The organism is Pararhodobacter zhoushanensis (genome assembly GCF_003990445.1).
Taxonomy (GTDB): domain Bacteria; phylum Pseudomonadota; class Alphaproteobacteria; order Rhodobacterales; family Rhodobacteraceae; genus Pararhodobacter; species Pararhodobacter zhoushanensis.
The window spans coordinates 98,338-120,955 of sequence record NZ_REEZ01000013.1 but is presented as its reverse complement, the minus strand read 5'-3'; the positions used below and the strand labels follow the sequence as shown (position 1 = coordinate 120,955).

Sequence of the window (22,618 nt, the reverse complement as noted above, 5' to 3'; positions counted from 1 at the left end):
GCATTGAAACCGATCAGCAGGTGCAGGCAGTAGCTTAAACAACCCGGAAATCTGTCCAAGTGTTGGGGAGTAGCTCAGACAATGTCAAAGATACTCTGACCAAGCAATGTTGACAGAGTGCAAGTGCGGCACGACAGCGACGCTTGCTATGTCCGTATGACCTGTTTTCAAACGGGCGTTGCACGCAACTCAGCGGCGCGTCGCAGGACCGTGGCCTTGGAAAGCATCTTATAGGGGAACGTCCGGTGCGCGCCAAAGTGCTTGGTCACAAGTGCAGCACTTTCTGGACGCTCACGTGTCTGCGCTGCCAAACCTAAAAAATGGAAAACGCGCACTATGGCGCGCCAACCGGGGTTCAAGTCTGCATTCAGGGATCCTTGGTGGGCTGCCAACAGGCAGATGACCGGACCGGTAATGCGATCCTCACCTCTAAGCCAGCAGGGTCATCAAAGTGCCCAAACTGTGGGTGGTGCCGGTAAAGGGACTCGAACCCCCGACCTTCGCTTTACAAGAGCGTTGCTCTACCAACTGAGCTACACCGGCGTGGCGTCGTGATAGCGTCATTGCGCGCGCCGCTCAAGCGCGATCCGACGCGCGCGACGACGGATTTGTTCGCCGTCCCCCAACAAGACCCTTGCCAATAGCCCGCATGCTCAACCCCTTGTGCACGCAACTGAGGCGGACAGGGCTTGCCACCTGCTCGCACCCCGCGCTAGATCGCTGGTATGGAAATTGCCCTGCATCTTGGCGTGCACCAGACCGACAACGACCATCTGGTCCGTTGCCTGATGCGAAACCGTGCCGTTCTGCGCGAACAGGGTATCGCGATTCCCGGTCCGGCGCGCTACCGCCAGCAATTGCGTCAGCTCTCCTTTGCGATGCGCGGGCGCGACACGACAGCGGATACGCAAGAAATGCTGCTGGACGGCATTCTGGACGACGACGATGTGCGCCGGGTGGTGTTTTCGTCAGACAGCTTTCTGTCCCTGCCGAAATGGGCGGTCAGCCACGGTCGGCTCTATCATGCCGCAGCCGAGCGGGTGTTGCTGCTGCGCAACCTGTTTCCCGACGCCAGGATCGAGCTGTTTCTGGCGATCCGCAACCCGGCCAGCTTTCTGCCGGCGATGGTCAAGGCCGACAAGACGGGGTCGATCCTGACCCAGATCACGGACAGTGATCCGGGCGCGCTTCGCTGGTCATCGCTGCTGGCGCGTCTGACCGACGCCGTGCCCGACGCGCCGATCACGGTGTGGAGCTATGAGGACACGCCCCTCATCTGGCCCGAAATTCTGCGCGCGGTGTCAGGTCATGCGCCACAGAACGAGATGTCCGGTTGGCTGGCGTGGTACTGGGAACTGGTGACGCCCAAAGGCCACGCGGCCCTGCGCCGCTGGTTTGAAACCAACCCGCCGCCCGAAGACCTTGCGCGGCGCAAAATGCTCAGCGTGTTGCTGGAACGCTTTGCCAAGCCTGAAGAACTGGAGCAGGACGCGCTGCTACCCGGCTGGACCGCCGAGACGGTCGACCGGCTGAGCGCGCTTTACGATGATGACCTCGATCTGATCGGATCGATGCCGGGGGTCACGCTGCTCGAGCCGTGACCCGCCGGCGGTTTAGCTCACTGCATGCCAAGCGCGGCTTTATACAGATCCAGGATCGCCTCTTCTTCCGCGATGTCATCAGGCTCGCGCTTGCGCAGGGCGATGATCTTGCGCAGCACCTTGGTGTCATAGCCACGGCCCTTGGCCTCGGCCATCACTTCCTTCTGCTGCTCGGTGATGTCTTTCTTTTCCGCCTCAAGATGTTCGTAGCGCTCGACGAACTGGCGCAGTTCGTCGGCGGTCACGTCATAGGCGGTATCGGAGCTGCTCATGTCTTGCCTCTTTGGATCGGTCTTTGGACCCGTTGTTCCTAGCCTTGCGCCGGGGGCGGGGCAAGATGCTTGCCGGGCCGGGCAGGGCGCGGTAAGGGGCGGCGAGCGAAAAGGAGACGGCGATGGCAATGGGCGATCTGATGATCTGGGCGGGGGCAGTGGTGACACTGCTGGGCGTTGTCGGGCTGATCGCCTGCGTGGTCTACGTGCTGCGGGTGCGCCGCTCGGGACTGGACGACGCGGCGCTGCGCAAGGCGCTGCAAAAGGGCGTTATCTGGAACATGGCGTCGCTGTTCGTGTCAGTGCTGGGGCTGATGCTGGTGATCGTGGGGATCACGCTGGCCTGACCGGAACTGTCAGCGTAAAAAAAGGGGGGCGCTTGCCCCCCTTTTTCCGTTTCTTGCAGCGATCAGTCGATCATCGGCATCAGGCCGTCCAGCGACTTCTTGGCGTCGCCGTAGAACATGCGCGTGTTCTCTTTATAGAACAGCGGGTTCTCGATGCCCGAATAGCCCGTGCCCTGACCGCGCTTGGACACGAAGACCTGCTTGGCGCGCCAGACTTCGAGCACCGGCATGCCGGCGATCGGGCTGTTGGGATCTTCTTGTGCCGCCGGGTTCACGATGTCGTTCGAGCCGATCACGATCACCACGTCGGTGTTCGGGAAGTCCTCGTTGATCTCGTCCATTTCCAGAACGATGTCATAGGGAACCTTGGCCTCGGCCAGCAGGACGTTCATGTGGCCGGGCAGGCGGCCCGCCACCGGGTGAATGGCGAAACGGACATTCTTGCCCTTGGCGCGCAGCTTGCGGGTCAGTTCGCTGACCGCCTGCTGAGCCTGCGCCACCGCCATGCCATAGCCCGGCACGATGATGATGCTGTCCGCCTCATTCAACGCTGCGGCCACGCCGTCGGCGTCGATGGCGATCTGCTCGCCCTCGATCTCCATCGCCGGGCCCGTGGTGCCGCCAAAGCCGCCCAGGATCACCGAGATGAACGAGCGGTTCATCGCCTTGCACATGATGTAGGACAGGATCGCGCCCGACGAGCCGACCAAGGCACCCACCACGATGAGCAGGTCATTGGACAGCGAGAAGCCGATCGCGGCCGCGGCCCAGCCCGAGTAGCTGTTGAGCATCGACACGACCACCGGCATATCGGCGCCGCCGATGCCCATGATCAGGTGATAGCCGATGAAGAACGCAAGCAACGTCATCAACAAGAGCGACCAGCTGCCTGCGCCCTGGAAATAGAGCACCAGCAGAATGGCCGAGATCAGCGCCGCACCGGCGTTGAGCATGTGACCGCCGGGCAGCTTGGCCGCCTTGCCGTCAACCTTGCCCGCCAGCTTGCCATAGGCAATGACCGAGCCGGTGAAGGTCACCGCACCGATGAAGACGCCGAGGAACACCTCGATCTTCAGCACCGCGATTTCGGCCGCCGTCTTGTGGGCGACCGTCGCGGCAAACCCGGTCAGCGCGGCCAGCGCCGCCGGATCGTCATGCAGACCGGCGACGCGGACCATCTCGATATGGCCGTTGAAGCCGATGAACACCGCCGCCAGACCGACGAGGCTGTGCATCGCGGCCACAAGCTGCGGCATCTCGGTCATCTGCACGCGCTGTGCAACGACCCAGCCAATCGCACCGCCAACCGCGATCATGACGATCGAGATCAGCCAGTTGCCGGAACCGGGTCCATAAAGCGTGGCGAGAACCGCCAGCCCCATACCCACAATCCCGTACCAGACCGCGCGCTTGGCGCTTTCCTGTCCGGACAGCCCGCCAAGGCTGAGAATGAACAGAACGGCGGCAACGACATAGGCTGCCGTGGTAAAACCGTATTCCATGGCTGCCTCTCCTTACGATTTCTGGAACATGGCAAGCATGCGCCGGGTGACCATGAAGCCACCAAAGATGTTGATCCCAGCCATGAACACCGCCAGCGCCGCAAGGATCACCACCAGCCAGCTGCCCGATCCGATCTGCATCAGGGCCCCCAGAATGATGATCGATGAGATCGCGTTGGTCACCGCCATCAAGGGCGTGTGCAGCGAGTGGCTGACGTTCCAGATGACCTGGAACCCGACGAAACAGGCCAGCACGAAGACAATGAAGTGGGACATGAAGCTGGCAGGCGCAAAGAACCCGGCCAGCAGCAACAGGCCACCACCGACGCCCAGCAGCGTGAACTGGCTCTTGGTCTGCGCCTTGAATGCCGCGACTTCCGCTGCGCGCCGCTCTTCGACGGTCAGCTCCTTGGCTTTTTCCTTGGGCTTGGCGGCGGCGATGGCCTTCACCTTGGGCGGCGGCGGCGGGAAGGTGATCTCACCCCCATGCGCCACGGTCGCGCCGCGGATCACGTCATCTTCCATGTTATGGACGATCACGCCGTCTTTGCCGGGCGTAAGATCGGCCAGCATGTGACGGATATTGTTCGAATAAAGCGTCGACGCCTGCGTGCCCATCCGGCTGGGGAAGTCGGTATAGCCGATGATCGTCACGCCATTGGCGCTGACGATTTTCTCGTCCGGCACCGTCAGATCGCAGTTGCCGCCGCGCTCGGCGGCAAGGTCAACCACGACCGAGCCGCGCTTCATCAGCGCAACCATGTCCTCGGTCCACAGCTTGGGTGCCGGGCGTCCGGGGATCAGCGCCGTGGTGATGACAATGTCGACATCAGGCGCCAGCTCACGGAACTTCGCCAGTTGCTTTTCGCGGAACTCGGGGCTGGACGGGGCGGCATAACCGCCGGTGGCAGCGCCGTCCTGCGCCTCTTCAAAGTCGAGATAGACGAAAGAGGCGCCCATCGATTCGATCTGCTCGGCCACTTCGGGCCGCACGTCGAAGGCCATGGTGATCGCGCCCAGCGAGGTCGCGGTGCCGATGGCAGCTAGACCCGCAACGCCAGCACCGACGATCAGCACCTTGGCGGGGGGAACCTTGCCCGCAGCGGTCACCTGACCGGTGAAGAAACGGCCAAAGTTGTTGCCCGCCTCGATCACGGCGCGGTAGCCGGCGATGTTGGCCATCGACGACAGCGCGTCCATCTTCTGCGCGCGGCTGATCCGCGGGACCATGTCCATGGCAACGACGGTGGTGCCGCGCTGCTTGGCAAGTTCCAGCATTTCAGGGTTCTGGGCAGGCCAGAAGAACGCGATAAGCGTCTGATCGGCGCGCAGTCGACCCAGCTCTTCGATCGTCGCCTCGCGGACCTTGACGACCACATCCGCGGTCTCGAAAAGGGCTTCGGCCGTTGGGACAATCTCGACCCCGGCGGCAGTATAGGCGGCGTCTTCAAAGCCCGAAGCGGCACCCGCTCCGGTCTCGATCGCGCAGCTGTGGCCCAGCTTTTGCAGCAGTAACGCCGAATCCGGCGTCATGGCGACCCGGTTTTCACCCGGGTAAATTTCTCTCGGTGCCCCGATCTTCACGTTGGTCCTCCATTGCAAGGGCCGGGCGAGGCGCCGCCCGATGTTTTCGTGCCGTTGCTGCATACCCCGCGCAAGATTATTTCACAAGCGCGTGTGGGCGCTAACGCGATGCAAGTCGCTGGCAGTGCAGCGCTTTGCGCGCTGCGCAAACGAAACGGAAGCAGGCATGTATACAATGGCGGCTTAAACAAGTCAGCGATGAAGGAAATCGGGCAGGGGGGCCTTGCCCCCCTCTTGGCCTTACGGCCAATTCACCCCCCAGGATATTTAAGGACAGATGATAAGGTTTCGCTAACCCTGTTTCATTTTCTGTCTTCAAATATCCACGGAGGGATTTCCAAGGGAGGCGCGTGCGCCTTCCTTGGATGGGGTGTGGGGTCAGCCCCACGCGGCGCGAGGGGGCTCGATGCCCTCGAGCGCCGCACCTGCAGGGTGCGAAACCCGCCGGTCAGTGCGCCGCCGAAACAGCCCGGCGGGTCATGACGCCCACCAGATGCGCGCGGTAGGCAGGCGTTCCGTGCAGGTCGCCGATCATGCCTTCAGCCTCACCCGACATGCCTTTGAGCGCATCGGCCGAGAAGTTGGACGACAGCGCCGCTTCCCCTTCGGACCAGCGGAACACGCCGCCCTCGGAGGCACCCGTGATCGCGACCCGCACGCCATCGGCGTATTGCGCGACGAACGCCCCGGTCAGCGCAAAGCGCGAGGCTGGTTGCACGAACTTGGCATAGGCCGCCTTCTGCGGGATCGGGAAGCGGACGGCGGTGATGATCTCACCGGGTTCCAGGGCTGTGGTGAACATGCCCTGAAAATAGTCATCCGCCGCAATCTCGCGGTTCGAGGTGACGATGGTCGCGCCCGAGGCCAGCACCGCCGCCGGATAGCAGGCCGACGGGTCGTTGTTGGCCAGCGAGCCGCCGATGGTGCCGCGGTTGCGCACCGCCGGGTCGCCGATCTGGCCCGCCAGTTCCGCCAGCGCCGGGTAATGCGCCGCGGCCTCTTTCGCCACGGTGGCGTGCAGCGTCGCCGCGCCGATGACCAGCGTGTCGCCCTCGCGCTTCACGCCCTTCAGCTCGGCGATGCCGGTCAGCGAGACCAGCGTCCCGGGGGCGTTCAGGCGCTGTTTCATCGACGGCAGCAGGGTTTGCCCGCCCGAGAGCGGCTGCGCCTCGTCATCGCTGAGCGCCTTGACGGCTTCGGCAACACTCGATGGTTTCACAAAGTCAAAATTATACATGCCGTGGCTCCCTTATTTCGCCTGCATGGCGGCCCAGACGCGCGACGGCGTCACGGGCATGTCGATGTGTTTGACGTGACTGTAACCGCCCCGGTGCAGCGCGTCGATAACCGCGTTCACAACCGCAGGCGGCGAGCCGATCGCCCCGGCCTCGCCGCAGCCCTTCACGCCCAACGGGTTGTGGGTGCAAGGCGTCTGGCAGCTGTGATCGACGTTGTAGAACGGCACGTCATCAGCGCGCGGCATGGCGTAGTCCATATAGGACGCCGAGACGAGCTGACCGTTTTCGTCATAGGTCGTGTTCTCGCACAGCGCCTGACCGATCCCTTGACCGACCCCGCCGTGCACCTGACCTTCAACGATCATCGGGTTGACAACATTGCCGAAATCATCGGCGCAGATGAACTCGGCGACCTCGACCCGGCCGGTGTCGGCGTCAACTTCGACCTCGCACAGATAGGCCCCGGCGGGATAGGTGAAGTTGCCCGGATCGTAGAAGGCTGTCTCTTCCAGCCCCGGTTCCAGCGTTTCCAGCGGGTAGTTGTGCGGGACATAGGCCGAGAAAGCGATCTCGCCAAAGCTTTTCGCCTTGTCGGTGCCCGCGACGGTGAAGTTGCCATTGGCAAAGACGATGTCGTCCTCGGCGGCTTCGAGCATATGCGCGGCGATCTTCTTGCCCTTGGCGACGATCTTGTCCACCGCCCGGTCGATGGCCGAGCCGCCGACCGACAGCGAGCGTGAGCCATAGGAACCCATGCCAAAGGGGATCTTCGAGGTATCGCCGTGGACGATCTCGATCGACGATTCGGGGATTCCGAGCCGCTCGGACACCAGCTGGGCGAAGACCGTCTCATGCCCTTGCCCGTGGCTATGGGCACCGGTCATCACGCTGATGTTGCCGGTGGCGTTGACGCGCACGGTGGCGGCCTCATAGAGGCCGACCCGCGAGCCCAGCACACCTGCCAGATGCGACGGTGCCAGTCCGCAGGCCTCGACCCAGGTCGACAGCCCCATGCCGCGCAGCTTGCCGCGTTTGGCACTGTCGGCCACGCGGGCCTCGAACCCGGCGACATTGGCCATCTGCATCGCCTTGTCGAGTGTCGCGCCGTGGTTGCCTGTGTCGTAGTTCAGCCCGACCGGGGTGGCGTAGGGGAACATATCCGGCGTGATGAAGTTCTTGCGACGCACGTCGAACGGGTTGAGGTTCAGCTCGCGGCACATCTTGTCGATGACGCGCTCGAGCGAGTAGGTCGCCTCGGGCCGGCCCGCGCCGCGGTAGGCATCGACGGGGGCGGTATTGGTGAACACGGCTTTCACGTTCACATAGACACTGGGCACCTTGTAGGGCCCGGCCATCAGCGTGCCATGCAGGAAGGTCGGTGTCGCGGTCGAGAAGTTCGACAGATAGGCGCCGACATTGGCCAGTGTTTCAGTGCGGATGGCGAGGAAATTGCCCTCAAGATCCGTGGCCAGTTCGATCTTGGTCACGTGGTCGCGGCCATGCGCGTCGGACAGGAAGCTTTCCGAGCGTTCTGCCGTCCAGCGCACCGGGCGGGCCAGTTTGCGCGCGGCGGCCAGAACCAGCGCCTCTTCGCCGTAGTGATAGATCTTCGAGCCGAACCCGCCGCCCACATCGGGCGCGACCACGGTCAGCTTGTTCTCGGGGATGCCCATGACAAAGGCCGAGACCAGGAGCCGCGTCAGGTGCGGGTTTTGCGACGTGGTGGTCAGCTTGTAATCGCCGGTGCCGGGGAAATACTCGCCAATCGAGGCGCGCGGCTCCATCGCGTTGGGGACCAGACGGTTGTTGATCAGCTCCAGCGTGGTGACGTGGGGGGCGGCCTTGATGGCAGCGTCCACGGCGGCGCGGTTATCTTCGATCCAGCCCCAGTCGAAGCACAGGTTATCGGGGATCTCGTCATGCACGCGGTTGTCCGCGTTGGCGACGGCCTTGGCCATATCGACGATGGGCGAGAGTTCTTCGATCTCGGTGTCGGCGGCCACTTGTTCGGCGGCGTCCTTGGCCTGAGCGTAGGTCTCGGCGATCACGGCGGCATAGGCGTCACCGACGTGGCGGACCTTGCCATGGGCCAGAACCGGGCGTTTGGGTTCGCGCATCGGCGTGCCGTCACGGCTGTTGATCAGCCAGCCTGCGGGGTTGCCGCCGACGTCCTTGAAATCCTCACCGGTGAAGATCGCCAGCACGCCGGGCATGTCCGCCGTCGCTTTGGTGTCTATGGACACGATGCGCCCATGCGCCACGGTTGAGCGGCAGAATACCGCATAGGTCTGGCCGTGCAGGCTGAGATCGTCGGTGTAGTTCCCGCGACCGGTCAAAAAGCGAATATCCTCGCGCCGCTTGGAGCTGGCGCCAATGCCACCGTCTTTGGGCATAGTTTCCTCCCTGAAACTCTGCGTGCAGGCCTGAGGCCTACGGTTCACGTCTTGTCGGCGCCGGCCTTCCCGCGTGGGGCGCAGCCGGGGCCGGGATCATTTGCCCGGAGAGCCCGGATCGCGCCCGTCGCCCTGCTGACCGGGCGCATTCCAGCGCTGTACAATGGCTTCAACGGCAGTGATGCGGTCGGCTTCCGGCCCGGTGCTGAACGCGGTTACCAGCGCAGCCGAGACATGCGAATCGCGGTAAGGGCAGGCGATCTGCACCGACACGTCGCCGGGTTGCAGATGGTAAGCATCCACCGACCACGAGCCCGTGGCCATCGTCGCACCGGCGTTTTGCGCTACCCTGATATAGGCGCTCAACGAACGCTCGGCCCGCGCGATGCAGGCCTCCGGTGCACCGCCTTCGCCCATGTCGCTGGTGTAAAACCCGTCGGCCTGTGCCAGCGCGGGCAAACAGACAAACGCTGCGGCAAGGGCGAGTTTGCGCATGGCGATCACTCGGCGGCCATGACGTTGGCATCCTGTCCTGACGCTGCCAGCACCGCCTTGACGATGTTGTGGTAGCCCGTGCAGCGACAGATGTTGCCTTCGAGGTAATGACGGATCTCGGATTCAGTCGGTTTCGGGTTCTCAGCCAGCAAAGCCGAGGCCGACATCACCATGCCCGGCGTGCAAAAGCCGCATTGCAGGCCGTGGTGGTCCTGAAACGCCTGCTGGATCGTGTTCAGCGAGCCGTCGGCGTTGGCCATGCCCTCAATCGTGGTGACATTGCCGCCATCGGCATCCATCGCCAGCAGGGTGCAGCTTTTCACCGCCTTGCCGTCCAGATGCACGACGCACGCGCCGCATTGGCTGGTGTCGCAGCCGATATGGGTACCGGTCAGGCCCAGCGTGTCGCGCAGGAACGAGGCGAGCAGCGTGCGGCCTTCGGCCTCGCCCGACATCGACTTGCCGTTCACGGTCAAAGTAACCTTGGTCATGAATCCCTCCCTTAGGATGGCAGCATGTAAGCACGCTGCAAAAAGTGGCGATATGCCACCTTAGGACTATCTGAGGCGTTCGCAACGTGACAGTCACACTGATATGCGCGCCACACAGGGAAACTGCGGGGCAGGGCGTGCCTATGCCTGAGCAAAGCGGGCCAAACCCTCTTTCCCCCGGCGTCCCGGCGCAGTAAGGAAGGCCATCATCACACCAGCGGAGGCGCGCATGAAAGCTGCCGTCATCACCTTCCCGGGCTCCAACTGCGACCGCGACCTTGCCGTTGCCTTCGAGGCGGCAGGGGCCGAGGTCACGCGGGTCTGGCACAAGGATGCCGCGCTGCCCGAGGGCACTGATATCGTCGGCATTCCCGGCGGCTTCTCGTTCGGCGACTACCTGCGTTGCGGCGCGATTGCGGCGCATTCCCCCATCGCCAAGGCCGTGATCAAACACGCCGAGCGTGGCGGCTATGTGCTGGGTGTCTGCAACGGCTTTCAGGTGCTGGTGGAAACCGGTCTGCTGCCGGGCGTGTTGATGCGCAATGCCGGGCTCAAGTTCATCTGCAAGCCTGTCGAGTTGCGTGTGACCACCACTGACAGTGCCTTTACCCGGGGCTACAGCCTTGGCGATACCGCGGTGATCCCGGTTGCGCATCATGACGGCAATTATCAGGCCGACCCCGAAACGCTGCTGCGCCTGTCAGGTGAAGACCGCGTCGCGTTCCGCTATGCGCAGAACATCAACGGGTCCATGGACAGCATCGCCGGTATTCTGTCGGAAAACCGTCGCGTGCTGGGCCTGATGCCGCACCCTGAACGTGCGATCAGCTCCGAGCATGGTGGCACGGATGGCATGGCGATGTTCGACGGCTTGATGGGCGCCTTGGCGCTTACCTGAAGCGCGCGCGCCCCGGCGCGGCTTGAGGCCGCCCGTTTCGCCGCATAGATTGGCGTTATGACGGACGAGACACGACTATCTGCCCCCTTGGCAGCATTGCGCAGCGGCATGCCAGCATGGGGCAAGGCCGTCGTTGGTCTATTGCTGGTGATCGCAGTCGCCGTCGTCTGGGTGATGGACGACTGGCTGAGCGAAAGCTTCACCGTCGACACGCGCAACCGCGCCGAATTGCGGTTGGTTCTCTATGCGGGCAACATCGAAGCCGAAATGCAGCGCACGCAGATCGTGCCGATCCTGCTGGCCCGCGACCCGGTGCTGCGCGAAGCCTTGCAAAACGGCAATTACGCCTCGATCTCGCAACTGCTGATCGGCCTGCAATCCGAGGTTGGTGCCGCGTCGATCGAACTTCTCGATATCTCGGGCCGGGTCGTTGCTGCGACAGACCGGAACCGGCTTGGCGTGACCCGTACCTCGGAAACGCTGTTCATCGAAGCACGCCGCGCCAATGACACGATCTTCGCCGTTCAGCCCCGCGATTCCGGCGGCTACGGCTTTGGCTACTCGCGGGCGCTGCGCGCGAATGGGCAGGTGCTGGGCGTGGTCACGGTCGAGGTCGATCTGGCCAAGTTCGAACGCTCGTGGGCCGGGTTCTCGGATGCCGTCGCACTTCTGGACAGCGAAGGCCGGATTATTCTGGCGACCGAGCCGCGCTGGCGCGGCCGGACCGAGGCCGAGGCGCTGGAACTGCGTGACGCGCCCTCGGCCATCGAATGGGCGCTGCGCTATACCGCCGATCTGGCCGGCCGCGGACCGGATGCGTTCTTGTCGAACGAGGCGGTTCTGCGGTCCGAGAGCCGCGTGCAGCATCGCGGTTGGCGGCTGATCAGCTTCACCACCTATGACGGCGTGCGCGAGAAGGTGAACGGCGTGTTGGCGCTGATCATCATGGGCTTCGCGCTGCTGCTGGCGATGGTGTTCTATATCTTCTCGCGCCGCGCGTGGTCGCAATCCGCGCGGTTCGAGCAGGAATCGGTCGAGCTGCGCCAGCTGAACCTGCGCCTGCAACGCGAGATTGCGGCGCGCGAAAAGGTGCAGGAAGAACTGCACGTCGCGGAACAGACGCTGGTGCAATCCTCGAAACTGGCAGTGCTGGGCGAGATGTCGGCAGCGGTCAGTCATGAACTCAATCAACCGCTTGCAGCGATGAAGACCTATCTGGCCGGGGCACGGCTGTTGCTGACCCGGCGGCGCTCGGAAGAGGCGCTGGTCAGTTTCCAGCGCATCGACGACCTGATCGACCGGATGGGCGCGATCACCCGCCAGCTGAAAAGCTTCGCGCGCAAGGGGGGCGACGCCTTTGCCCCCCTGGACCTGCGCTCCTCGGTGACCGAGGCCTTGGCGATGATGGAGCCGCGCCTGCGCGAACGCCGGGTGCTGGTGGTGCGCACGCTGCCCAAAGACCCGACCATGGTGATGGGCGACCGGCTGCGGCTGGAGCAGGTGATCATCAACCTGATGCGCAATGCGGTTGATGCCACGCGTCAGGCCAACGCGCCACAGATCGAGATCCTGCTGACGCAGGGCGATACCGTCACCCTGACCATCCGCGACAACGGGGCAGGGATCGCCGAGATCGCAAAGATCTTCGAGCCGTTCTATACCTCCAAGAAACCGGGCGAGGGGGTTGGCCTTGGGCTGGCGATCTCGTCGGGCATTATCGCCGACCATGGCGGACGGCTGACCGCCCATAACCTGCCCGAAGGCGGCGCCGCGTTCGAGATTGCGTTACCCGTGCTGGTGAACGCCGGACAAAGTGTTGCATGACGTGGTATACACACAGCCTGAGCGCTGGCACCCTGTAAGCACTGACCGACAGAGAGACTATGAATTTGAGATCACACGGAGACCATTCATGAGCGCCCCAGAGAGCGCCGTCGCGCCCGCCACGGCCCAGGCCCTGCGCAGCCCCACGCGGATTGTCATCATCGACGACGAGCAGGACATGCGCGCCTCGATCAGCCAATGGCTGTCGCTGTCGGGTTTCCAGCCCGAAACCTACGCCAGTGCCGAAGAGGCGCTGTCGGTGCTGGGGCCGGATTTCCCCGGCATCGTGGTCAGCGACATCCGCATGCCCGGCATGGACGGCATGGCGCTGCTCAAGCGGCTGATGGGGCTGGATGCGACGCTGCCGGTGATCCTGATTACCGGGCATGGCGACGTGCCCATGGCGGTCGAGGCGATGCGGCTGGGGGCGTGGGATTTCCTGGAGAAACCCTTCGACCCCGAGCGGATGGCCGATCTGGCCCGCGCTGCGCTGAAAGCGCGCGCGCTGGCGCTGGAAAGCCGCGCGCTGCGCAACGAACTGGCTGATGGCAGCACGCTGATGCGCCGGCTGGTTGGTAACTCAACAGAAATGGTGCGCCTGCGCGAGGATCTGCTGGACTACGGGCAGGCTGACGGTCACGTGCTGATCGACGGCGAGACCGGCACTGGCAAGACGCTGGTCGCCCATGCGCTGCACGCTGTCGGCCCGCGCGCCGGGCGCAAGTTCGTCAGCGTCTCCTGCGCCGGGGTCGAGGATGACGCGCTGGCCGCGCGTCTGTTCGGCCCGGTTGCGCTGGGAGGGTTGCCGCTGGTCGAAGAAGCCCGTGGCGGTACGCTGTGCCTTGAGGATGTCGAGGCGCTGAGCCCTGCGCTGCAAGGGCGGCTGCTGACCTTCATCAACGACCAGCCCGCTCCGCCCGCGACGCGAATCGTGGCGATCTGCAATGACCACGGGCCGGGACGAACTCTGGAAGACGTGCTGCGCCCGGATCTGTACTACCGGCTGGCTGCGATGAAGCTGACCCTGCCGCCCTTGCGCACGCGCGGTGAGGATATTCTGGCGCTGTTCAAAAGCTATGCGACGGATTATTCGGAAGAGTACGGCTGCCCCGCACCCGATCTGAGCGCGCAGGACGCGGCCTATCTGCTGCAGGCTCCGTGGCCGGGCAACATCCGCCAGCTGATCTCGATTGCCGAACAGGCCGTGTTGCAGAACCGGCGTGGTTCGGGCTCGGTCGTGTCGCTGGTCATGGCCGAGAACGAGGCGTCCGGCGGCGCGCTGACAACCGAAGGCAAGCCGCTGAAGGACTATGTCGAGGCTTTCGAGCGCACGCTGATCGACAACACGATGCGGCGCCACAAGGGGTCCATCGTCGCGGTTATGGAAGAGCTCTGCCTCCCGCGCCGGACGCTGAACGAGAAGATGGCGAAATACGGGCTCAGCCGGGCCGATTACGTCTGACGGGTAGGCGGGGGGCTGCTCGCCCCCCGTCGCCAGAGGGGGACGCACGCGCCCCCCTCTGGACACCCCCCGTGGATATTTTCAGACAGAAAATGCGCTTAACGTAACGTTAACCATGTTCATTTTCTGTCTCCAAGTATCCCGGGGGGTGAATGCGCTTTTGCGCAGAGGGGGGCTGGCCCCCCTTCTTTTCTCAGCTGTCGCGGCGCGAGATGCGCGGCCACAGCAGGACCTGTCGCATTTTACCCATTGAACAGTAGTCCGCTTCCCCCCTATGCTGAGTTAGCGACATGTCACGCGACTGTTGCGCGAAATTCATGGCTCAACTCTCCCGCAAGGTGAGATTTGGGCGGGATCGGCCCTCAAAGCCGTCGGATTGCCCGGTCAGACCCTCGTGTCGGCCCGGACTTTAAAGGGCGCTGCCTGCACAGGCAGCGTCGGAGCCTGCAACCGCGATGCCAGAGTGCGCATCAGCTTGGAACGTGAACGGGACGCGCGAAATCGCCGCCCTCCGTCCGCTGTCGCATGGCATTGCCCCCACCTTACCCCCCGATGCTCAGGCGCGCGGTCCCTCCGGGCCGGGCGATGTGGCGCGCGGGGCAGCGAGACACCATGGGAAAGAAACTCCTCATCGACGCCACGCACGCGGAAGAAACCCGCGTCGTGGTTCTGGACGGCAACAAGGTCGAGGAATTTGACTTTGAGACCATCCACAAACGGCAGCTTGCCGGTAACATCTATCTAGCCAAGGTCACGCGGGTCGAACCCTCGTTGCAAGCGGCTTTCGTCGATTACGGCGGCAACCGTCACGGCTTTCTGGCCTTTGCCGAGATCCACCCGGATTACTACCAGATCCCCGTCGCCGACCGCAAAGCGCTGCTTGAAGAAGAGCGCGCCATGGCCCGCGATCAGGACGATGAGGGCAACCGCCGCTCGTCGCGCCGCCGTCGTGGCGATGACAAGCCTGCCAAAGGCGAGGCGAACGCCGACGCCACCACCGAGGATCAGGCCGACGATCAGCCCGTCGCGGACGCCCAGCAGGAGGGTCCGTCTGAAGCTACCGTCGAAAGCGCTGCGGTCGTGACGCAAGCGCCGGTGGTGGAAGAGACCCCCGTCGCCGAGCCCGCAGCCGTTGACACGCCGGCGGCTGAAACGCCTGCCGCTGAGGCCGAGCCCGAAACGCCGGCAGAACCCAAGGCACCGATGGCGGCTCAAGCCGAAGGCACCGAGCTGCGCACTTATGGCGCCATGGATATCGTCGAGCTGGAAGAAGAGGCCGACGGCGACGACGAAGACCACAGCGACGACGACGACGAGAAGCCGTTCCGCGCCGCGGACAACGCCAGCGACCGCGACGACCAGATCGAGTCGGTCGCTGATGAGGACGTGTCCGACGAAGTGCGCCCGCAACGCCGCTCGCGCGCACGCCGCTACAAGATTCAGGAAGTCATCAAAGTCCGGCAGATCATGCTGGTGCAGGTCGTCAAGGAAGAGCGCGGCAACAAAGGCGCTGCCCTGACCACCTATCTGTCGCTGGCCGGTCGCTATTGCGTGCTCATGCCCAACACCGCGCGCGGTGGCGGCATCAGCCGCAAGATCACCAATGCCGCCGACCGCAAGAAGCTCAAGGAAATCGCCGGTGAGTTCGACGTGCCCGAGGGCGCGGGCCTGATCATCCGCACGGCGGGTGCCAACCGCACCAAGCCCGAGATCAAGCGCGACTATGAATACCTGTTCCGCGTCTGGGAGCAGATCCGCGATCTGACCCTGCGCTCGATCGCTCCGGCACCGATCTATGAAGAGGGCAACCTCATCAAGCGGTCGATCCGCGATCTCTATAACAAGGACATCGACGAGGTTCTGGTCGAAGGCGAGGCGGGCTACCGCACCGCGCAGGACTTCATGCAGATGATCATGCCGTCCCACGCCAAGAGCGTTGTGCACTACCAGGAAGCGATGCCGCTTTTCGCGCGCTTCCAGGTGGAAAGCTATCTGGCCGCGATGTTCAACCCGACGGTTCAGCTGAAATCGGGCGGCTATATCGTCATCGGCGTGACCGAGGCGCTGGTTGCCATCGACGTCAACTCGGGCAAGTCGACGCGTGAAGGGTCCATCGAGGACACGGCGCTGAAGACCAACCTTGAGGCCTCGGACGAAGTCGCCCGCCAGTTGCGTTTGCGTGACCTTGCCGGTCTGATCGTGATTGACTTCATCGACATGGAAGAGCGCAAGAACAACGCCGCCGTCGAAAAGCGTCTGAAAGACGCGCTGCGCAGTGACCGGGCGCGCATTCAGGTTGGCCGCATCTCGGGCTTTGGCCTGATGGAGATGAGCCGTCAGCGCCTGCGCCCCGGCATGATCGAAGCGACGACCCAGCCGTGCCCGCATTGCCACGGCACGGGCCTGATCCGCTCGGACAACTCTCTGGCGCTGCAGATCCTGCGCGCTCTGGAAGAAGAGGGCACACGCAACCGCTCGAAGGAAGTGCTGGTCAAAGCGCCCTATGGCATCGTGAACTATCTGTTCAACGCCAAGCGCGAGCATCTGGCCCAGATCGAGCTGCGCTACGGCATGGCGATCCGGATCGAGGGCGACGCGTCGCTGGTCAGTCCGGATTACTCGATCGAGAAGTTCAAGACCGCTACGCGGATCGTGAGTGTTCCCTCGACGCCGGTGGTGTCTTTGGATGCTCTGACCATGTCCTCGGTCGATGACGCCATGGCGGATTACGTCGAGGATGAGATCGAGGCTGAGGGTGAAGCCGAGACCGTCGCGGAGGCCCGTGACGATGCGACGGACGAGTCAGGTGATGCACGCGGCGATGGTGATGGCAGCAAGCGCAAGCGTCGCCGTCGGCGTCGTCGGCGCGGCGGTCAGAACGGCGAGTCGACGGGAGATGATGAGTCGAACGGTGACGACGAGTCAGGCAACGCCGAGGGTGCGGACGCGGCGGGCGATGAGCCGGTAGCGGCCGAGGCGCCCACCGAAACGGTCGAGGCCGCTCCGGCTGAGGCTGAAGCGCCGGCCGAGCCTGAGAAGCCGGTTCGCAAGCGCCGGTCGCGGGCCCGCAAACCCAAGGTGGACGAGGCTGAGGGCGAAACCGCCGCCGAGACCGTGGCCGAAGCTCCGGCTGCCGAAGCTGCCCCGGCTGACGCCACCGCAGAGGGCGAGACGGCTGCGCCGCGCAAACGGACGCGCACGCGCCGCAAGCCCAAGGCCGAGACGGAAGCGGCAGAGGCGGTAACTGCTGCCGCAGCGACTGACGCGCCGGTTGAAACGCCCGTGGAAACCCCGGTTGAAGCGCCCGGCGAAACGCCTGTCGAGGCACCCGTTGAAGCCCCGGCCGAGGCCCCGGTGGAAGCACCGGTCGAGGTGCCAGCGCAAGCGCCCGTTGAGGCCCCGGCAACGACCGTTGTCGAAGTGCCGGTTGTTGAGGCACCCGCAGCGGAGGTCGCTGTCGAGGCGCCGGTCGCCAAGGGAGCCGACGCAGAGCCGAAACCCGCCGAGGTTACCGAAGAGCCTGCGACCGACCCGGCGCGCCCGCGCCGGGCGGGTTGGTGGGCCCGCAAAAGCTGAACCGCGACGCGGTGACGCACTGATACGAACGTGAGCCGCGCCCCCCGTGACGAATGGGGGGCGCGGCTCTATTGGTGGAAGCCACAAGCGGAGTCTGGCCCATGTTCGGCATCGACCTTTTCGACGCAGCCCTGTTGCCCTCACTCATCGTGGCGCTGCTGGCGGGCCTGTTGTCGTTCCTCAGCCCCTGCGTGCTGCCCATCGTGCCGCCCTATCTGGCCTATATGTCGGGCATTTCGATGCGCGAGCTGACCGATGGCAAGAAGGGCCCCAGTGCAGCGACTGTGCCCGCGCTGTTCTTCGTGATGGGGCTGAGCACGGTGTTCTTGCTGCTGGGCTTCACGGCGTCTAGCCTTGGGCGGCTGTTTCTGGAATACCGAGAGACCTTCGCCCAGATCGCCGGGGTGGTGGTGATCGTCATGGGGCTGCATTTCCTCGGGCTGTTCAAGATCGGCTTCCTGATGCGCGAGGCCCGGCTGGACGCGGGCAATCGCGGCGGTTCGGCCTTTGGCGCCTATGTGCTGGGGCTGGCCTTCGCCTTTGGCTGGACGCCGTGCATTGGCCCGATTCTGGGCATGATCATTTCGCTCGCGGCCTCCGAAGGCTCGGTCACCCGCGGCACCGCGCTGCTCGCGGCGTATGCGGTGGGACTGGGGCTGCCGTTCCTGTTGGCCGCGATCTTCATCACCCGCGCGATCGGGCTGATGAACCGGATCAAGCCGTGGATGGGCGTGATCGAAAAGGTCATGGGCGTGCTGCTGGTGGTTGTCGGGATTGCGCTGATCACGGGCGCGATGGCCTCGTTCTCGTTCTGGCTGCTGGATGTGTTCCCGTTTCTCGGCCAGATCGGGTAAGGCGGGGGGCTGCGCGCCCCGTCGCCAGAGGAGGGGCACGCCCCCTCCTCTGGACTCCTCCCGTGGATATTTACAGACAGAAAATGCTAGTTAGCGACCTGTTAACCATGCGCCTCTTTGCTCCTGAAATATCCCGGGGGTGAATGCGCGTCAGCGCAGAGGGGGCTGGCCCCCTCGCGTCGCTTCCGGGTTCCCAGCGGCAGGTGTTTGGCGTAGCGTAGCTGTCAAAATGTGGGGCGAGTATGAGCGGCACGACGGGACAAGTGCGCAGACGACGGGTGTTTTATGTGCCCGGGTACGACCCGTTCCCCCCCCGGCGCTACCGCGAGCTGTACCGGCGCGAGGGACCGGCGCAGGCGGCAATCTCGGGCTATTCGCTCACTCTGCACCCTGGGCCCAAGGCCGAAGGGCGCTACGCCTGGCAGGTTCACACCAGTATCGACGGTTTCGAAACCGAGGCGCAGATCGAGGTTATGGTCTGGGCCGATCTGGTCCGTGCCAGCATGGAGCGCGGGATCGTTGCGACCTACCTGCTTTTGGTGCGCACTTTGTGGACCTTCCTGCGTACCGGCGCGATCCCGGCGATGCTGCGGTTCCGGCCCCTGTCGATGCTCACGGCGGCCTGGCCCGTGGGGATGTTGCTGGGGCAGTTGCTGCTCGCGCTGTTTATGGCGGCGATGGTGTGGTGGGGGCTTGCGGCCTTTGTCGGGGGCTGGGTTGCGCATCTTTTGGGCGCGGTTTTGGGCGCGGGGATCGTCGGCAGCCTGCTTGCGGCGTTCCGTCGCTTGGATGCCAAGTTCTACGCCTATTACCTGCTCTATGATTTCGCCGAGGTCGCCGCGCATAACGGCGCATACAGCCCTGAGCTGCAGGCCCGGCTCGACCATTTCGCGGATCTGGTCACCGAGGCGCTGACGGACGGCACCGACGAGGTGTTGATCATCGGCCATTCCTCAGGGGCCGCGCTGGCGGTGACGCTGGCGGCGGCGGTCGAGCGGCGGGGGCTGCCCGCGAACGGCGCGCAGCTGGCGCTGCTCACATTGGGTCAGGCGATCCCGATGCAGGCCTTCCTGCCCGATGCGCAACGGTTGCGGGCGGATGTGCAGCAGGTGGCCGGAAGTGCCGCGATCACCTGGGTTGATGTGAGCGCCAAGGGCGATGGCGTGTGCTTCTGGCTGACCGATCCGGCGCGGGTTTGCGGCGTGGCCAATGCCCAGACGCATCAGCCGCTGGTCTTCTCGGCCGCGTTCTCGGAGGCGCTGAGCGCCGAGAAATGGCAACGCATCCGGCGCAAGTTCTTTCAGGTGCATTTCCAATACCTTGCGGCCTTCGACCGGCCCCGCGACTACGACTATTTCCAGATCACCGCAGGCCCGGTGTTGTTGGCCGATCGCTACCGGGACCGAGCGCCTTCACCGCAGGTCGAGCGCCGGGCATTCTCGCCGCATCGGAGTGTTGCGTGAGCCTGATCATCCCGCCCAAGCCGCCCGCGCGCGAGGGGCGGTTTGCCTTCTGGCGCTATCTGCGCGCGTTCCGGCGCGACATTCTGTCGGCGAACCCCGAGCGTCTCTACCGCGCCAAGATGGCCGAGTTTCGCATCCCGTTTCTGCACACGTTTCTGGTAAACGAGCCGTCCCTGTGGCGGCGGGTTCTGACCGAAGAGCCGCTCAACTTCCCCAAATCCCCGCGCATGGTGGCGGGGCTGGAGCCGCTGCTGGGGCAGGGTGTCTTTCTGACCAACGGGGCGGCGTGGCAGCGGCAGCGCCGCATCATCGACCCGGCGTTCGAAGGCGGTCGGCTGCGCGATACCTACCCTGCGATCTGGGCGGCGGGCGAGGCAACGGTGGCGCGGTTGCAAACACAGGCCGGGCAGGGACCGCTCGATATCGAAGCGCAGATGAGCCATTCGACGGCGGATGTGATCTTTCGCACCCTGTTTTCCGTGCCGATCGAGGACGCTACGGCCACAGCGGTGTTTCAGGCGTTTCGCGCCTATCAGGGCACGCAGCCGCTGCTGAACCTTGCCGCCTTCCTGCCATTGCCGCGCTGGATGCCGAAGTTTCACCGCCGTGCGACGGTGAAAGCGGCGCAGCGTATCCGCGCGCTGACCCGCGAGCTGGTCTCGGCGCGCCGCGCGGCGATTGCGGCGGGGGTGGCGCCAGACGATCTGGCGACCAAGATCATGACAACCGTGGACCCGGTCGACGGCAAGCCCTTCGACGATGCCGAGATGATCGATCAGGTGGCGGTGTTCTTTCTGGCGGGCTACGAGACGTCAGCCTCGGCCCTTGGCTGGGCGCTGTACATGCTGGCGCTTGACCCCGCGTTGCAGGACCGTTTGGCCGAGGAAGCGCAGCGAGAGCTGGGCGGGCCCGCTGATTTCAGCGCGGTCAGCCGCCTGAAACTGGCGCGTGATGTGTTCCGCGAGGCGCTGCGGCTTTATCCGCCCGTGCCGATGATGGTGCGTGAAGCGTCGTGCCCGGTGGAATTTCGCGGGCGCAAGGTCGAGGCCGGCGCGCAGGTGGTCCTCAGCCCGTGGCATCTGGGGCGCAATCCGCTGATCTGGAAGGATGCCGACGCGTTTTGCCCTCATCGCTGGCAAACGCCTGAAGGGCGGGTCGCGGCGCGGGACGGGTTCATACCGTTCTCCGCAGGGCCACGCGCCTGTCCGGGGGCAGGGTTCGCCATGGTCGAGGGACCGCTGTTGCTGGCAATGATCGTGCGGGCACTGCGCGTGGCGACGGTTGAGGGCAAAACACCCCGCCCCGTGGCGCAACTGACCGTGCGCTCGCAAGACGGGATCTGGCTGTCGCTGGCACCGCGCAGCTGTTGAGTCAGAAAGCCTGACCACAGCCAATTTTTTCTTGGACAGATTGGTAAGAAAGTTTTACCTCTTTGAGTGTGGAGGACGGCTGTGACGCGGGCGCACCCTGAGGAGGGGCACGGCGGTGATCACTCAAGGTTTGCCTTCACAGTCGTTAAAAAAGGCGGCCGCTGGGACGGAGAAGGGAACTCCGCCTGGACAATGACCGCTCTCAGGGAGAGAGACATGAAAAAAATTCTGACCACTTCTGCCTTGGTCGCCAGCCTGTTCGCCGGTGGCGCGCAGGCTCAGCAGACCTGGAACCTGCAATCCACCTATCCCGGCTCGCTGCCGCAACTGGGCACGCTGGGCATCCGCATTGCCGAGCAGATCACCGCGATCACCGGCGGCGACATCACCGTGAACTTCCAGAACCCGGGCGGCGTGGTGCCGGCGCTCGAAGTGTTCGATGCGGTTGGCTCGGGCGCGGTTGAAGCCGGTTGGTCCACCCCCGGTTACTGGGCGGGACGCGTGCCTGCGCTGCAACTGTTGGCGGCTGTGCCCTTTGGTCCGCGCGCCTCGGAATATCTGGCCTGGCTGAAGTTCGGCGGCGGCGAGCAATTCCTTGAAGAACTGTACGAGCCGCACAACATCAAGTCGATCATCTGCGCCGTCATCGCGCCCGAAGCCTCGGGCTGGTTCCGCGAAGAGATCACCTCGCTCGAGGATCTGCGCGGTCTGAGCATGCGTTTCTTTGGCCTTGGTGCCAAAGTCATGGAGCGCATGGGCGTGTCGACGCAGCTCCTGGCTGGCGGTGACATCTTCCCGGCGCTGGAACTGGGCACCATTGATGCGACCGAGTTCTCGATGCCCGCCATCGACCTTAACCTCGGCTTCTATCAGGTTGCCTCGCACTATTACTTCCCGGGCTGGCACCAGCAGTCGACCTTCTTTGATCTGATGATTAACCTCGACCTGTGGGAAAGCCTGGACGAGCGCACGCAGCTGATGATCAACACCGTCTGCGACGCCAACATCGCCTATGGTCTGGCCGAGGGCGAAGCGATTCAGGTCGACGCGCTGCGCGAGCTGGAAGAAGAGCACGGCGTGCAGATCCACCGCTGGACGGATGAGGAACTGGCCGGGCTGCAAGCCGCCTGGGACGAGGTTGCCGCCGAGCTGGTCGCTGAGGACGAAGACTTCGCCCGCGTCTACGAGAGCTACACCACCTTCCGCCAGAACTATGTCCGCTGGCGCGATCTGGCCTATCTGGACTGA

General features: G+C 64.3%; 17 protein-coding genes and 1 tRNA gene. 10 read left to right on the top strand and 8 right to left on the bottom strand.

The window, feature by feature from the left end:
* Positions 1 to 467: 467 nt before the first annotated feature.
* Positions 468 to 543, bottom strand: a tRNA-Thr gene (locus EAE28_RS20705).
* 182 nt (positions 544 to 725) lie between these two features.
* Here EAE28_RS20705 and EAE28_RS20700 point away from each other — a divergent pair.
* Positions 726 to 1,601, top strand: coding sequence for a hypothetical protein (locus tag EAE28_RS20700; RefSeq protein ID WP_127109820.1), 876 nt, complete (start codon positions 726 to 728; stop codon positions 1,599 to 1,601).
* 17 nt (positions 1,602 to 1,618) lie between these two features.
* Here the strand turns inward: EAE28_RS20700 and EAE28_RS20695 are convergent, their stop codons facing one another.
* Positions 1,619 to 1,873, bottom strand: coding sequence for a DUF2312 domain-containing protein (locus tag EAE28_RS20695; RefSeq protein WP_127109818.1), 255 nt, complete (start codon positions 1,871 to 1,873; stop codon positions 1,619 to 1,621).
* A gap of 122 nt (positions 1,874 to 1,995) precedes the next feature.
* On the opposite strand from EAE28_RS20695, the gene EAE28_RS20690 reads away from it, so the two are divergent.
* Positions 1,996 to 2,220: a hypothetical protein gene (locus tag EAE28_RS20690; protein WP_246022513.1), complete on the top strand. Its 225-nt coding sequence runs from the start codon at positions 1,996 to 1,998 to the stop codon at positions 2,218 to 2,220.
* A gap of 62 nt (positions 2,221 to 2,282) precedes the next feature.
* Here EAE28_RS20690 and EAE28_RS20685 read toward each other — a convergent pair whose 3' ends face one another.
* The 6 genes from EAE28_RS20685 to EAE28_RS20660 form a co-directional block, all read right to left on the bottom strand.
* Positions 2,283 to 3,722 (bottom strand): NAD(P)(+) transhydrogenase (Re/Si-specific) subunit beta, encoded by a 1,440-nt coding sequence (locus EAE28_RS20685; RefSeq protein ID WP_127109816.1) that lies wholly within the window; start codon positions 3,720 to 3,722, stop codon positions 2,283 to 2,285.
* 12 nt (positions 3,723 to 3,734) lie between these two features.
* Positions 3,735 to 5,306: a Re/Si-specific NAD(P)(+) transhydrogenase subunit alpha gene (locus EAE28_RS20680; protein ID WP_127109814.1), complete on the bottom strand. Its 1,572-nt coding sequence runs from the start codon at positions 5,304 to 5,306 to the stop codon at positions 3,735 to 3,737.
* Between the two features lie 448 nt (positions 5,307 to 5,754).
* Positions 5,755 to 6,543, bottom strand: a complete 789-nt coding sequence (locus EAE28_RS20675; RefSeq protein WP_127109812.1) for an FAD binding domain-containing protein — start codon at positions 6,541 to 6,543, stop codon at positions 5,755 to 5,757.
* Positions 6,544 to 6,555: 12 nt separating this feature from the next.
* Entirely contained in the window at positions 6,556 to 8,937 is a 2,382-nt protein-coding gene (locus EAE28_RS20670) for a xanthine dehydrogenase family protein molybdopterin-binding subunit (RefSeq protein ID WP_127109810.1), read from the bottom strand.
* A gap of 96 nt (positions 8,938 to 9,033) precedes the next feature.
* On the bottom strand, positions 9,034 to 9,432 hold the full coding sequence (locus tag EAE28_RS20665) for a hypothetical protein (protein ID WP_127109808.1): 399 nt from the start codon (positions 9,430 to 9,432) through the stop codon (positions 9,034 to 9,036).
* A 5-nt stretch (positions 9,433 to 9,437) separates the two neighbouring features.
* Entirely contained in the window at positions 9,438 to 9,923 is a 486-nt protein-coding gene (locus EAE28_RS20660; RefSeq protein ID WP_127109807.1) for a (2Fe-2S)-binding protein, read from the bottom strand.
* A 229-nt stretch (positions 9,924 to 10,152) separates the two neighbouring features.
* Between EAE28_RS20660 and purQ the strand changes: the two genes are divergently transcribed.
* The 8 genes from purQ to EAE28_RS20620 all read left to right on the top strand — a co-directional run bounded on the left by purQ (position 10,153) and on the right by EAE28_RS20620 (position 22,618).
* Positions 10,153 to 10,821, top strand: a complete 669-nt coding sequence (gene purQ, locus EAE28_RS20655) for a phosphoribosylformylglycinamidine synthase subunit PurQ (protein ID WP_127109805.1) — start codon at positions 10,153 to 10,155, stop codon at positions 10,819 to 10,821.
* 108 nt (positions 10,822 to 10,929) lie between these two features.
* On the top strand, positions 10,930 to 12,645 hold the full coding sequence (locus EAE28_RS20650) for a sensor histidine kinase (protein WP_246022514.1): 1,716 nt from the start codon (positions 10,930 to 10,932) through the stop codon (positions 12,643 to 12,645).
* A gap of 88 nt (positions 12,646 to 12,733) precedes the next feature.
* Positions 12,734 to 14,107 (top strand): sigma-54-dependent transcriptional regulator, encoded by a 1,374-nt coding sequence (locus EAE28_RS20645; protein ID WP_127109801.1) that lies wholly within the window; start codon positions 12,734 to 12,736, stop codon positions 14,105 to 14,107.
* 612 nt (positions 14,108 to 14,719) lie between these two features.
* Complete coding sequence (locus tag EAE28_RS20640) at positions 14,720 to 17,683, top strand: Rne/Rng family ribonuclease (protein ID WP_127109799.1); 2,964 nt, start codon at positions 14,720 to 14,722, stop codon at positions 17,681 to 17,683.
* A 101-nt stretch (positions 17,684 to 17,784) separates the two neighbouring features.
* Positions 17,785 to 18,537 carry a cytochrome c biogenesis CcdA family protein gene (locus EAE28_RS20635; protein WP_127109797.1) on the top strand — a complete coding sequence of 251 codons (753 nt, stop codon included), beginning with the start codon at positions 17,785 to 17,787 and terminating at the stop codon, positions 18,535 to 18,537.
* 242 nt (positions 18,538 to 18,779) lie between these two features.
* A complete protein-coding gene (locus tag EAE28_RS20630) occupies positions 18,780 to 20,000 on the top strand; it encodes a hypothetical protein (protein WP_127109795.1) in 1,221 nt (406 codons plus the stop codon).
* A gap of 5 nt (positions 20,001 to 20,005) precedes the next feature.
* Positions 20,006 to 21,370, top strand: coding sequence for a cytochrome P450 (locus EAE28_RS20625; protein WP_127109849.1), 1,365 nt, complete (start codon positions 20,006 to 20,008; stop codon positions 21,368 to 21,370).
* Between the two features lie 216 nt (positions 21,371 to 21,586).
* The gene (locus tag EAE28_RS20620) at positions 21,587 to 22,618 is read left to right on the top strand and encodes a TRAP transporter substrate-binding protein (RefSeq protein ID WP_127109793.1); all 1,032 of its coding nucleotides are present in this window, start codon (positions 21,587 to 21,589) and stop codon (positions 22,616 to 22,618) included.

What these genes read in the sequence shown, in the direction of transcription:
- EAE28_RS20700 (WP_127109820.1), top strand. Translation starts at nt 726, where the DNA reads ATGGAAATTGCCCTGCATCTTGGCGTGCACCAGACCGACAACGACCAT.
- EAE28_RS20695 (WP_127109818.1), bottom strand. Translation starts at nt 1,873, where the DNA reads ATGAGCAGCTCCGATACCGCCTATGACGTGACCGCCGACGAACTGCGC.
- EAE28_RS20690 (WP_246022513.1), top strand. Translation starts at nt 1,996, where the DNA reads ATGGCAATGGGCGATCTGATGATCTGGGCGGGGGCAGTGGTGACACTG.
- EAE28_RS20685 (WP_127109816.1), bottom strand. Translation starts at nt 3,722, where the DNA reads ATGGAATACGGTTTTACCACGGCAGCCTATGTCGTTGCCGCCGTTCTG.
- EAE28_RS20675 (WP_127109812.1), bottom strand. Translation starts at nt 6,543, where the DNA reads ATGTATAATTTTGACTTTGTGAAACCATCGAGTGTTGCCGAAGCCGTC.
- EAE28_RS20670 (WP_127109810.1), bottom strand. Translation starts at nt 8,937, where the DNA reads ATGCCCAAAGACGGTGGCATTGGCGCCAGCTCCAAGCGGCGCGAGGAT.
- EAE28_RS20665 (WP_127109808.1), bottom strand. Translation starts at nt 9,432, where the DNA reads ATGCGCAAACTCGCCCTTGCCGCAGCGTTTGTCTGTTTGCCCGCGCTG.
- EAE28_RS20660 (WP_127109807.1), bottom strand. Translation starts at nt 9,923, where the DNA reads ATGACCAAGGTTACTTTGACCGTGAACGGCAAGTCGATGTCGGGCGAG.
- purQ (WP_127109805.1), top strand. Translation starts at nt 10,153, where the DNA reads ATGAAAGCTGCCGTCATCACCTTCCCGGGCTCCAACTGCGACCGCGAC.
- EAE28_RS20650 (WP_246022514.1), top strand. Translation starts at nt 10,930, where the DNA reads ATGCCAGCATGGGGCAAGGCCGTCGTTGGTCTATTGCTGGTGATCGCA.
- EAE28_RS20645 (WP_127109801.1), top strand. Translation starts at nt 12,734, where the DNA reads ATGAGCGCCCCAGAGAGCGCCGTCGCGCCCGCCACGGCCCAGGCCCTG.
- EAE28_RS20640 (WP_127109799.1), top strand. Translation starts at nt 14,720, where the DNA reads ATGGGAAAGAAACTCCTCATCGACGCCACGCACGCGGAAGAAACCCGC.
- EAE28_RS20635 (WP_127109797.1), top strand. Translation starts at nt 17,785, where the DNA reads ATGTTCGGCATCGACCTTTTCGACGCAGCCCTGTTGCCCTCACTCATC.
- EAE28_RS20630 (WP_127109795.1), top strand. Translation starts at nt 18,780, where the DNA reads ATGAGCGGCACGACGGGACAAGTGCGCAGACGACGGGTGTTTTATGTG.
- EAE28_RS20620 (WP_127109793.1), top strand. Translation starts at nt 21,587, where the DNA reads ATGAAAAAAATTCTGACCACTTCTGCCTTGGTCGCCAGCCTGTTCGCC.